The organism is Methylococcus geothermalis, assembly GCF_012769535.1.
Classification (GTDB): Bacteria; Pseudomonadota; Gammaproteobacteria; order Methylococcales; family Methylococcaceae; genus Methylococcus; species Methylococcus geothermalis.
In genome coordinates this window covers 1,406,294-1,418,575 of the sequence record NZ_CP046565.1, presented here as the reverse complement: position 1 = coordinate 1,418,575, position 12,282 = coordinate 1,406,294, and the positions used below count along the sequence as shown (strand labels likewise).

7 protein-coding genes and 1 pseudogene are annotated in these 12,282 nt (G+C 58.9%); all 8 read right to left on the bottom strand.

Annotated elements, in window-relative coordinates; all coding sequences use genetic code 11:
* Positions 1-6 precede the first annotated feature (6 nt).
* On the bottom strand, positions 7-585 hold the full coding sequence (locus tag GNH96_RS06820; RefSeq protein ID WP_169602985.1) for a lipid-binding SYLF domain-containing protein: 579 nt from the start codon (positions 583-585) through the stop codon (positions 7-9).
* A 405-nt stretch (positions 586-990) separates the two neighbouring features.
* The gene (locus GNH96_RS06815) at positions 991-1,953 is read right to left on the bottom strand and encodes an IS5 family transposase (protein ID WP_169604620.1); all 963 of its coding nucleotides are present in this window, start codon (positions 1,951-1,953) and stop codon (positions 991-993) included.
* 181 nt (positions 1,954-2,134) lie between these two features.
* Positions 2,135-6,070 carry a hypothetical protein gene (locus tag GNH96_RS06810; RefSeq protein ID WP_169602984.1) on the bottom strand — a complete coding sequence of 1,312 codons (3,936 nt, stop codon included), beginning with the start codon at positions 6,068-6,070 and terminating at the stop codon, positions 2,135-2,137.
* A gap of 143 nt (positions 6,071-6,213) precedes the next feature.
* Positions 6,214-7,154: pseudogene (locus tag GNH96_RS06805) on the bottom strand (integrase core domain-containing protein); the annotation flags it as partial.
* 127 nt (positions 7,155-7,281) lie between these two features.
* Entirely contained in the window at positions 7,282-8,508 is a 1,227-nt protein-coding gene (locus GNH96_RS06800) for an FtsX-like permease family protein (protein ID WP_169602983.1), read from the bottom strand.
* Entirely contained in the window at positions 8,501-9,208 is a 708-nt protein-coding gene (locus GNH96_RS06795; RefSeq protein ID WP_188114812.1) for an ABC transporter ATP-binding protein, read from the bottom strand. Before GNH96_RS06795 ends, GNH96_RS06800 begins: the two co-directional genes overlap by 8 nt.
* A gap of 5 nt (positions 9,209-9,213) precedes the next feature.
* Positions 9,214-11,175, bottom strand: a complete 1,962-nt coding sequence (locus tag GNH96_RS06790; protein ID WP_169602981.1) for a vWA domain-containing protein — start codon at positions 11,173-11,175, stop codon at positions 9,214-9,216.
* Positions 11,172-12,272, bottom strand: coding sequence for a sel1 repeat family protein (locus GNH96_RS06785; protein WP_169602980.1), 1,101 nt, complete (start codon positions 12,270-12,272; stop codon positions 11,172-11,174). The genes GNH96_RS06790 and GNH96_RS06785 overlap by 4 nt, the downstream gene beginning before the upstream one ends.
* Positions 12,273-12,282 lie beyond the last annotated feature (10 nt).

The following is a 12,282-nucleotide window of genomic DNA, read 5'->3' as shown; positions in this document are numbered from 1 at the left end:
TCGGGGCTAGTTCAGATCGTCGTTCTTGTAGTACTTGGCACCGGCGATGCTGATGCCGACGATGGCGCCGGCTTCGCTGATCTGATACATGGTCACGCCCGGCGACACGGTGACCCCGAGACGACCACCCGCACCCTGGGTGGTTGTCTGCAGAGCGGCCTCGGTATTCCCGCCGAACTCCCAGCCCGAATTCACGAACTTGTCGAAGGCTTCCTGCGTATCGAACAGAAATACGACGCGGAACTTCTGGGCCCCGAAGCCCAGCCCCGGCGAAAGCTCGAACATCTTCATGAAGGTCGCCTTCTGGGTGGCATTGTTGATGGCGACACCTTCGCCGTGCGAGCCACCGCCGAAGATGATCTTCAAGCCGAAGTCGCTGAACACCGCATAACCGGCCGACTTGCGGACGCGAGCCTTGGCCTCGGGATAATTCTGATAAAGCTGCGCCATGGTCTGGCTCGCCATCGAGCGGATTTCCGCCCGCTGGGCTTCTTTTTCAGAGCGAGTCAGCGGCTGCGACGCGCAGCCGAACAAGAAGAGAACGAAAACGGCGAACAACGCGAATGCTTTCGGGGTTCTAGTCATCTGGAGTCTTTCCTTCGCTGGGGTTGTTAAACATGTAGTCAGACAAAACCTGCGGCACCAGTTTAATCCTGGCGCGCCCCGGTCAATACCTGCTAGCTTATACCATTACACACATCTTTTTTGCACCAACCGCCCGAATGCTTGAAATCATCGGCATTCCTGGCATCTGGCGTTGTAGGCCACACATAGCCGCGTTGCCTACGCTTGCCGCATACCATTGATTTTCCGTTGTCTGGCAGAGATATGTGTAAAGGCATGCTGCTAGCTCTACCAAATTGCCTTGGCATGGAACGCCCGCACAATTTCGTCCTTGCTGAGCCAAGGCAAATCCATCAGTTTCGCCGTGACGAGGCGTTGGTGGATAAATAGACTCATGGCTACATTCCCCCCTTGACCGTGCAGACTTCAGGATGAAGTGCCCCCTACCCGAACCGAAATCGGCATGCCAAGGTAGGTCATGAGATTCATCGCGGCAATCCGCACATGAACGTCGGTCACTTGGGTTTCGAACAGGCGGGAGGCCAGGCTGCCATCGAACAGTTGCTTGAGGCGGTACATGGCGTTTTCCGCGAGGCTGCGGCAGTGATAACCCGTGGTTTTCTTCCAAGCCGCCATTCCTTGCTCAGCGATCTGCCGCAGCGCGTCGTTCCGTGGATGACCGTCTTCCCATGGAACGGCATTGTCGCGTGGCGGTACCACCAACCGTGCCTCCCGCGAAACGGCGACCTCATAGGCACGGCGGGTGTCATAAGCGCCATCGCCGGCGATCTGTTCAATCGGGCCTTCGACTTGCTCCACCAAGCCTTCGAACACCTCGCCATCCGCCCACTCGACCGCGGTGACCTCCATGCCGATCACGTCCTTGGCGTGGCCATCCACCGCCAAATGCACCTTGCGCCAGGTCCGGCGCTTGCCTGCCCCCTGCTGACGGACTTTCCACTCGCCTTCGCCGTGGATTTTCAATCCCGTGGAGTCCACCACCCAGTACACCGGCCCCGGCCGTTCCCTGCGCGGAATGACCGCAAGGCGCTTCGCGCGCCGCGACATTTGGGTAGGATCCGGGACCGGCAAAGCCACGCCCATCAGGCGCATCAGCGAACCCGCCAGACCTTCCACCGAGTGGTAAGGCAATCCAAACACCGCCTTGAGCATCAGCAAGGTTTGAATCGCTATATCCGAATATTTCAACGGCTTCCCCCGGTGGCCGGTGGCTTTCCCGTGCCAGTGATGACGCAAGAAGTCTTCCTCGAACCAAACCATCACATCACCGCGCCGCACCCGTGCCCGGTCGTCGTCCGGCCAGTTCGTCACCCGGCATTTAGCTTTGGCTTTGGCCGCTTGGCTTTCCGGTAACCCGTGTTTAGACACTCTCTGGACGCGCGTCAGTCTGCATGGGCCGCATAGAATGGCTCCGTCTGCGGATTTATGCACCAACGCCCTCCCAGGATGACTCGGACGTCCTGTCGGGTTTCGCGAAAAATGGTGACACTCGCGGTGCTGGCAATTCCATTTCCACGCTTAATGCAAATACAGCCACGAATTTCCCAAACTACTCCCCACAGAAGTTCTCGCTCGTTGGAACAGGGCACGTCGCATTACTTGATGGGACTTGCAAAAGTCCAATAGTCCAGGGCTTCTCTCTCTTGTAACAGCTAGCATATTTTCCAGGTAGTACGAAATTCAAGATACCATCTGGCGTAGAGGGTGGTTCAAAGTCTGAAGGCAATGTAAAGCGAAAGCCCAAGCATCCCCCTTGAGGGCAATCGCTCAAAAAAACGCCATCAGCCCCTTCCCGAGAGGTTCGCGTCACCCAATAATTGCAGATGGAATTTATATCGTCTTGAAGCCCAACCTCCTTAAACTTTTTACTAACAACACACGAGGTTTTTTGTGAGCCCATCGTGTTATTTTCTTTTGCCGAACACAAGTTAGCGGGATAACACGGTTCAGAAGAGTTGATTTTTGCGTAATTCCTATACCCTTCGTGTGATAATACAACGGTAAGAATGCCGTTTTCATCAAGTCCAACCGCACTGCTAGCCGTTGGCGTTCCATTCAAGTCGTTAATCTGTATTCCATTCCCACCTTCGTTGACGTGCGGGTTCGCCAGGACCCACCTAAAGTTGTCCGCGATACTGAAATCCGTTCCAACATAAATCTGGTAAGTCACTGTAGTGCGAGTATTTCCATACAGGTTAAACACCGCATAGGTATTGTCCGCAGCAAAGTTGACGAGTTGCCCAATGTTAGGTTGTGTCTGATAGGAGGAAGGAAGAACGGTATCAATATAGTAGGTGCCGTTATTCATCGTGAGGCCTGGAGCAGAACCTGTCTGAGTGCCAACGAAAAATGTTCCCCTTCGACAGCAATCCGTTTCTCCGGGTAGGCAAACCTTCTGCTTTGACCAGCAAAAGTCGCCCGTGCTATTTGTAATAAGCTGACGGTACACCGCAACCGCAGGCTCCCCGGCACCCCAGTTTCCATCTGTTTCCCACGAAGAGGAGTTTATCTGGCTTAATCTGGAAATGATTGTCGACACGAATTCATGAGGGACGGTCTGCGTTCCTATGGAATTACATTGCCCAACCGAGATTGGAACATCGTAGAACGGGTTGTTGCTCAACCCAGAGGTTTTATTTGCGCTTTTCTTCGGGAATGGCGAGTTGAATGATGGAATCAAGCCGTTGAGGCTACCATCAAGATCATTCAAGATCGTGGTGGCGTCAATAGAAGTAGCGCCCATATCTGTGACGGTGTATGTTACCGATTGACCTGGAGCTGCTGTTCCTGACGAATATAATATATTCTCATCAAGAACATTGTGTCGAATGCTGTCCATATCGAAAGACGTATTTTTAAAGGCAAAGACAGGTGGATAATAAAAACCATTTGTTTGTTTCCATCCGATAGCTGCGTTGGCCACTGTGTAACTTAACACATTGCTTCCATTTTCTGACGAAGCAATTTGATTCGTTGAGTCGTAGATGTATTCTGAAGGGATATCGATCGTTTCGTCTTGAATACGCGTGAAGACATTTGTATCCGAAAAGAAAGGGCCATCATATATGGTAATCATCCGCTTCGGATTAATTCCCCCCATATAAACTCCCGTACCGTCCGACGGCAAAAAGCAATATCCGCCCGAGCTGGTGCATTCCGAATTCATAAAGGGATTAGAGCTGGGAGGAGATGATGCGAGAATGGTTGGGCCATGTTGTCCAGAATTCTGATCCGAAGGATTTACGCTTCCAACGAAAATTGAGTTTTTTACTATCGCAAGTTGTTGTGGCAGGGTTTGATTCCAGCTGCCCCCGCTAACGAACCCTAAGCCACCGAATAGCTGGTCGGTTATAGCGCTATTAATTACCACCCAACTCCAAGGCCGTAACCAAATCGAGCCAAAATTTGTCTGAGCCCAATTGAACGATGTCGTGAGGCGGTCAATTATCGAGGCAGCACAGGAAGCGTTATTAACATTCGTACCGGTAGGCTGGGAACTGCAGTTAGGGTTAGGGTTCCCTTTAGTCGGGTGAAAGGTTGGATAAAAATTGCTAGCGACCTGAGGCTTGGAGGCCTGTTGAGTCGCTTCATCGGTGTTTTGAAGAACGACTAAAGGCTGTCCTAGGTTTGCACTGGCATCAGACAGTGGTTTGCTTATTAACGTCGTATTGGGTGTGAGACTTTGACGTTCGGACATAAAGGCATACGGTGCTGTAGTACAACCATTGCCACGAAACCGCTTGAGTGGCGCTTGTCTTGCGCCTTGCACATTGTAGTTCGCATAGTCGGCGTCGCTATTGGAGCCTGATGCCCAGTGAAGCCGCATACTCGGCCCGCTGACACTTGAACTAAGGGGCCAATAGCAAACGCCGAAGCCTTGCACCCCGACTGCTTGGTTGCCAACAAATTCGTTGTATGTATTCATCATCCAAAACATGGTTGGGTAGGCAGCATCGCTGCCTTGCACCGACCCATCATTCATGGCGTTGAGTATGGGCGGAATATAGCGATGCTCCGGACTATCCGATGCGGTCCCATTAAAATAATCCATGAAGGCAGCACGAGCGGTAATTCCAAGATTCTGGCATAGAACGTTGTTAATTTCGGAGCCGTCCTCCAAATAATAAGCATGGCCCATGGAGAGATAGCCAACGTTACGTGACAGCTCAATTCCATGCGAACCGTGAATGGTAATAAATCGCGTATTCGAATCCCAGATCGAGCTGTCGCGTACGAAGGTATTTGTATATGAGGCGTCTTTGACGAGGTGAAAGTGAACCGGGTAGGTGCCGATTGCACCACCCTGCCCCATGTGTAGAAATTCAACTCCTTGTATTTGAAAATCCGCAAAACCCTGCCTTACTATTAAGTGGGCGCCAAAATAACAGGATGGATTTGGTGTCAAAATCTGCTGGGGAAGGCCGCATTCGTTGGCTGCTGGGAATGCGTCCGTTGAGGTGCTCCCTAGCGACTCGATGGTAATGCTTCGAGATAGCAGCCCTACCGCGGCTCTCATTTCGACTTCGAGCTGCGCATTATTGTTGGGTGAAGTTAATTTAGAGCTTGGCGGTACAGTATACGGTTTTCCGTTGTGGTTGTATTTCAGGGGGGTGGAAAGACTGATTTGGTTTGCATTAACTGAACGGATAGTTGACAATTCTGAATGACCGACATGCCAATCCGTGGTTCCAATGACAATCAGGTCATTAGGTGACCAGTTGACATCGCGGTCGAGTACGAGTTCCGTTCTTCCTTCTTGGACATCGGCGTTAAGCCTTACCCAACTTATTCCGGTTTCAGCGGCCCATTTGTCAATATTGCTTTGATCGGCGGGGCGAGGAATATTACAGCTTCGAACTTTCTTTGGCGATGGGTCATTATCTACTCGCTTGTTCTTCTCCACGCCCTTAGCGCCGAATAATTTAAGGCTCCCACCATAACTCACCGCGAGCACTTTGCGACCGAAGTAGCCGCCGTATGAGTATAAATCCTCATAGCCTTCAAAATAACTGTTATATTGTTTTGGTGTGATAGTTGCCTGGCACGGGTCTGTTTTGACAAATCCCTTTCGATGAAGACAGCCCTTTCCCACAGCCTCGGCCGGATAGCATCCGCCTGAACTTTTGCATGCAATCGGTAAATCGAGTGGGTTACCATATAACTGGATATGGAGGTGACCGCCTTTACTACCAAAAGGGGTACTATAGCTTCCAGCCAACATCGCTCCTCCCTGCTCAATTAGGATTGATTTGGCCTTAAAATATGTATCGCCAGGCCCATCGACGAAGATGATTTGGCCGCCACTTAGTATGTTAACGTTTTCATATGTATAAGTTTCGCCTGGAAGGCTTTGATAGCAGGACGTTACTATCAATGAAGCCGGTGGAGTAACGCTTGCAGGAAGGGGTTGACATGTGGATCCTGAGGCAAGCTGTGAAAACAAGGTGATCCCCAGGAGTAAAATGCCTGTGCGATTATATGTCATTCGGCCATACCATAAAGATTGTTAAGCGCGTTTTCTTTTACCTGAATTCGTGCAAATTTTCACGGATTAGGATACAAAACAATCATATAGCAAAGAATTCTGTCAAGTCCAGGACGATTATAAATACGCCGATGAATATAGATGTCAAGTCCCGTGATGTGATAAACCTTTTTGTGAAACAGATCAGGGTGTGATGCTTGCCATTGTTTCAGGGCCTGGACCGGCGTTTGATGGTTGAGGGCTCGCTGTGGCATGTGGTGATTGTAGAGGTTGGCATAACGCAGCAAGGTGGTCGCCAGGCCTTGGGTCGAGTCGAAGCGATGGGTTTGCAGCACCTCGGCAATGCGGCCATTGAACCGTTCGACCATGCCGTTGGTTGGTGGCTTTCAGGGTGGAATCAAGCGGTGTTCGATAGTGTGCTCGGCGCAGGCTTGATCGAAGAGGTGGGTGCCCGTCGGTTGCTTGGCCTTGACCAGGAAGCGGTCGGTGAATGCCGAGACGTGATCGGTCAGGCATGTCGGGATGCGGAACGGTGCCGCCTCGATCACGGCCTTCAAGAATGCCTTGGCGGAACGCGCGGTGCGGTTGGGTTTCACGTGGCGCGATCGATGGCGACAAACAGGAACTGGCGGGCTTCGCCCTGGATGGCGGGGAGGTACTTCACGTCGACGTGGAGGAAGCCCGGCTCATAAGCCTTGAAGGATTTGTGGGGTGTGGCGGCGGGTATCGGTTGCAAGGCCTTGAGATGAGCGACGCCATGCCGCCGCAGGCAGCAATCCAGCCCAGACCGCGAGACGCCGGGATTGAGGCATTCCCGCGTGACCGCCAGCAGGTCATCCAATGGCAACAGCAGGTGTTGCCGCAGGTAGACGACGATGGCCTCCTGCGCCGGGGTCAACGTGGTATGCAGCGTAGGCGGCCGGTGGGAGGCGTCTTCGACCGACGTCCGCCGGCGCCACTTCTGCACGGTGGCACGGGCGAGGCCCTACTGCCGGGCCAAGGCCCGCGAACCCTGGGTGGACTCCTGGAGTTCCCGCCGCACCGCGGGCGTCGTACGGGCACGGGGATGCAAACGAATCATCATCGGGACGCTCCCTTCTTCGAGGACGGACCAAACACTTCCCGGAGCAGGCTCCAGGCTTCGAATAGCGCCTAACTCCTTCGAGGAAGATGATCACGCGGGACGTAACACCGCCGTACTTTCCAGACCGTTAGACCTCCCGCAGGCTCTCCCCCGGTTCGATCCGTAACACGGCCGCCATGGCGATCAGCGCAGCCAGAACGGCGAGGGTTTCGGTCAGCAGCGACGCCGTCACCCCGTCGCGCAGCAACAGGCGGCACACGAATTCGTCCCGGCCCAGGTCCGCACGGAAGATCCGGTCGATCGCCTCTGCCGCGGCGAAATAAGCGGCAAACGACAGTGCGACCCCGGCCGCGGCCACGCCTGCGGCCTGGACGGCGGGGAAGCCGGCGAGCAGCCGGTTGCGGATGCCGACCAGGCGCAGCAAGGCCAGCTCGCGCCGCTTGCGCTCGACATTGGCCCAGAGGCTGGCGCCCAGCGACAGCACGCAGCCGGCGATGCCGACCCCGGCGATCAGGCGGAACAGGAAGCTCAGGGCATGGTCGATGTTCCGGACCAGTGCGATGTCCTTGCCGCGGATGGAGACGTCATAGCCTTGCCCGCGCAGCGATTCGGCCAACCCCGGCACGGCTTCCAGGCTACGCGCATAGAGCCGGAGCCGGGCGTAGCGGGGCGAGCCGGACGTGTGAGACGTGCCGTCGGCAACGCCCAGCTCGGGCACGGCATAACCATCGCGGTAACGTTCCAGGGCTTCCAACAGGGGGAGCGCCACCAACGCGCCCCAACCGGAATAACGGGATTCGGCCAGCACGGCGCTCACGCGCAGCGGCAGCCTCAGCACCTGCCGCTGCTGATGGAGATTGCGGTAGACGATGCCTTCCACACTCATCCCGGCCGAAACACCAAGCTTGCCGGCGGCCTCAAAACTCAGTGCCAGTTCGCCCAAGCCTTCCGGAATCCGGGCGTCCGCGCCGAACAACGGGTCACCCTTATCCGTGGGAATCAGGTCGACATCCTGCAGGCCTTTTCCATCGGCTGCGGCAAGGTCCAGGGTGGCGGCGAGGGTACGGGTACTGGGCACAGCGAAGCCGACTTGGGGATTGGCTCGGAGCCGCTCCAGCCAACCCGGCTCCAAGGAGGCGTTCAGCCGCCAGACGATCTCGAGGTTCCGCGGATCGGATTTCAGCCGCGCCGTGAGCGTGTCGACAATCCCGGATTTCAGCCCAAACAGCACCAGCAAAGGCGCCAGCACGGCGGCAATCGCCAGCGCCAGGCAGAGCGACACCCGCCATTCGTGGAACAGGTCTCGCCCGGCGAGCCCGCCGACTAAACGCAGTTGGCGCAACGTCTCACGCATCGGCTGGCCACTCCAGGCGGCTGCGGCAAGCCCCGGACCCGGCATCCGGTACGACCCGGGCTTGGGGCAATGCCAGCTTGCGCACCAGCTCCCAATCGTGGGAAACGACGACGAGGGCGATGCCGAACTCGGCGGCCAGTTCCAGCATCAGCCGGCAGACTTCCAGCGCCTGGGGCGGATCGAGCGCGGCGGTGGGTTCGTCTGCCAGCACCAGGGCGGGCCGGTGGGCGAAGGCGCGGGCAATGGCGGCCCGCTGGCGTTCGCCGACCGAAAGGGCTCGGGGTTTCTCGGCTTTGAGATGAGTCAGTCCCAGGCGCGCCAGTAATTCGCCGGTCAGCGCATCCGGCCCCAGCCCCAGCAGGCGGCGCGAAAGCTCGACGTTTTCCCGCAAGTTAAGGAAAGGCAGCAGGCCGCCGGTCTGCAGGACATAGCCCAGGTGCCTGGAGCGCAGGGCGGCGAGCCCGCCGTCTCCGCCGGACCGCCATAGCGCGGCCACGTCTTGATCGAGAAACCGGAACGCATCCGCCCGATCCGGGCGCAGCACCAGCCCGAGCAGGTCGAGCAGGGTGCTTTTGCCGGAGCCGCTGGGGCCGGTGACGGCCAGGCATTCCCCTTTGCGGAGGGACAAACCCTCGACCGCCAGCGTGAAAGCCCTCTCGCCTTCGCCCCGGCGCCGTTCGACGCCGGAAAGCTCCAGCATTGGCCTCACGGCAGGGCGCCGATCGGGACCGGATAAACCGCCTCGCTGGGGTCGTTCGAACCGTCCAGCATCACCCAGCGATCGGCGTCGTCGTGATATATCTGGTAATGCCGCAGCTTGCGGCGCAGCCCGTCGAGGAAGTCCTCCTGCTGGCGCTGGCTCCACTGCTCCCATTGGTCGGAAGTCAGGTTCATCACCGCGCTCTTGTAGGGCAAGCCTTCCAGGTATTCGCCGAGCAGGCCGAGTTCAGCCAGCTTGCGGGCCTTGGGGTCGGCCAGCTTGGCGGGATCGCGCACCAGATGCGCGGCCGAGGACCGCAGCAGGTCGAAGAAGGCGGCAGTGCCGGTGGTCTCCTGCGACTTCTCGCCCTGGTCGAGGATGAGCTTGATGGTCTGGCTGAGATTGCTCAGTTCGTTCCTGGTCAGCAGCACCCGCACTTCGGTGGCGGCCAACTCGGGATGGGCGTAGTCGCGGTCGCACAGCCAGGCCCGGAACAGATCGGGCGCTTGGGTACCCTTCTCCCGGCCGAGATAGGCGAGCTGCATCGCATGCCCCAGCAGCAGGGCATCGCTGGTGATCCGTTCGCTCTCGTCCTTCGGTTTGGCGCTCGTCGCGGTGCGGGCGCTGCCGGCCACCATCTGGCCCTGAGAGGCCCCTTCCACCAGCTTGACCAGGGTGTAGGCCAGCGAATCGACGATCTTCCCGAACTTGCCCAGGTCGCCGGATTCGACGTCGTAATACAGCGGCCGGCCGGCGACCGGGTTCTGGGTCAGCGCCTGGTACTGGCCGGCGGCCTTGGCATGATCGGCCTTGCCGGCGGGCGTCTTCAGGTGCAGTCCGAACAGGGCCACGCCGAGCTGTTCGGCCTCGATGCGGACCTGCTCCGCGCCCAGCTTGGTCTGAGACAAGGGATCGTTGCCGTCGATGGCGCCGGCATCGGTGATGAGGACCACGTAGCGGCCGCCGAATTCGCTCCATTTGATCTTTTGCAGCGCCGTCATCACGCCGGCGTAACTGTCCTCGTCGAAGGCCGAGCTCGACACCTTGGCCGGGCTGAGGCTCGCGACCTTTGCGAGAAAGTCCTTGCCGGTCTTCACTTCGCTGGGGTCGGCGAACACCTTGGAGACGTATTCCAGCCCAGGCACCGCCTGGGTGCTGGAACGGAAGGCGACCAGCCCGAAGCGGACCTGGTCCGCCAGTCCGGCTTTCTCGATCCTGGCGTAGACCCGGCGCACGGCGTCTCGGGTGCGGTCGATGTACGGCCCCATGGAGATGGTCGAATCGATCACGAACACCACCGCGGCGCTGAAACTTCGCAGCACCGAAGGCACGTCCTGGGCCTTGCGCCGGGCTTCCGCGGGCGAGGATTCGCCGGCCTTGGCGGTGACCGAGGCGACCTCCAGTACCCGCACGTTGCGCGGCGAGGTCAGCTCCTCCGCCTGCAGGATGGGCAACAGGTAGAATTTCTTGGCCGGATCGACGTATTCCTGGGGCTCCACCGAAATCAGCCGAGGATCGGGCTTGCCGGCTTCCACCGTTTTCAGGATCGCCGAGGCAGCGCCGCCGGGATCGGCGGCCTTGAGGATGTCCAACACGCCCTCCTTCTTCTCGAACAATAGCGCCCGGGAGCGGTTCGCTGGATTCGTGAACGCCAGCGTCAGCTGCTGGTTCCACGGGACGCTCTGGGCCGCATCCAACCAGCCGTCGATCTCGCCGCGGGCATCGCCGCCGATCTGCAGCCACTCCTTGCCGTCCACCGTCTCGCGCTCGTACACGTAGTAGCGCGACAGCGCCGCCGCAGGCTTGCCGTCGGTTTTTCCGGGATGGGACACGATGCGGGCTCCGGGGCGGGTCAGAACGCGCTGGTAGAGGGTTTTCTTGCCGGGCATCAGCAGGGGCTCGGCGGCAAAGGCCGGCGCCATGAACAGAACGGCGGCGAAGCCGAACAGTCGCAAGCTAGCTTTCATTTCGCCTTTTCCTCGCATTCCTTCAACAGAGCCTCGGCAGCCGCATCGCCCGGCGCTTCCGCGACGGATTTGCGCAACAGTTCCAGGGCATGGGACAGGAAGGCCGGGTCCTGGGTATTGCGGCAGTACAGCCGCCCCGCCCCGAGCCTGCCGTCCTTGTCTCCGGCGCGGGCCGCCTCGTCGTACCAGTAGGCCGCGGTCTCCCAGTCGGCGTTCGCCGCAGGGCTGGTTTCGGCGGACCAGGTGTCCGGATCGTACATCCGGCCGAGCTGGATATAAGCCTTGGGCGCGCCCAGCGCCGCGGCTTCCTGGAACAGCTGGCGGGCGGCATCCGGCTGGCGGGCGGCCAAGCTCTTTTCCGCCGCCGCCAGGCAATCCCCGGCGCTGAGGCCGGTGCAATGCTGGGGCGGCGAAATCGGCTGCACCTCGACGTTCTGCTGTGTCCTTGGCTCGGCGGCTTGGCACCGCGGGCCCGCCAGCGCCGGGATGCGGCAGTCCCACCAGGCCCAAGCGCCCGCGCCGGCCAGCACCGGCAGCAGGGCGAATCCGAGCCAGAGACGGCGCGACGAACGGGGAACAGGCGCCGGAACCGGTTCGGGCGGCGGCTCCGGCGCAGGAATGGGGGCGGGCTCGGGGACCGGCTCGGGCTCCAGTCGGGGCGCGGGAGCCGGCTTGGCCTCGAAATAAGCGCCGGAACCGAGCAAAGGGCGTTGGATCCGCAGGACGCAGGGATAGCGGGCGCCGTCCACCGTTAGGGTCAGGCGGAACACCACGCTGTGGGCCTGACTGACGATGGGGTCGACGATTTCGGGGCCGACCGGGATGTCATGGGGAATTGCGGGGGCTTGGCCGGGCGCGGTTTCGATGTCCGCCGCTTCGCCGCTCCCCGCCATCGCATCCGCCGGACGGGCGTCCACCCCATGCCAGAATTCCTGCGCCTGCCAAGTCCCGCCCGGTCCCAAGAAAGGCGCCGAGCCCTGATTACGCTCCAGACAGAATTCGAGCCTGCCGGCCGTTTGCTCCAGCCCGCCGATGCGGATCAGCCCGTAGCCGGGGCCGATCCCCGGATCGTTGACCAGTTCGCACTTGATCGCCATCGCCGCCTCC

Bases quoted from the DNA above. Each gene is read 5' to 3' on its own strand.
- GNH96_RS06810 (WP_169602984.1), bottom strand. From the start codon at position 6,070: ATGACATATAATCGCACAGGCATTTTACTCCTGGGGATCACCTTGTTT.
- GNH96_RS06820 (WP_169602985.1), bottom strand. From the start codon at position 585: ATGACTAGAACCCCGAAAGCATTCGCGTTGTTCGCCGTTTTCGTTCTC.
- GNH96_RS06800 (WP_169602983.1), bottom strand. From the start codon at position 8,508: ATGCGTGAGACGTTGCGCCAACTGCGTTTAGTCGGCGGGCTCGCCGGG.
- GNH96_RS06785 (WP_169602980.1), bottom strand. From the start codon at position 12,272: ATGGCGATCAAGTGCGAACTGGTCAACGATCCGGGGATCGGCCCCGGC.
- GNH96_RS06795 (WP_188114812.1), bottom strand. From the start codon at position 9,208: ATGCTGGAGCTTTCCGGCGTCGAACGGCGCCGGGGCGAAGGCGAGAGG.
- GNH96_RS06790 (WP_169602981.1), bottom strand. From the start codon at position 11,175: ATGAAAGCTAGCTTGCGACTGTTCGGCTTCGCCGCCGTTCTGTTCATG.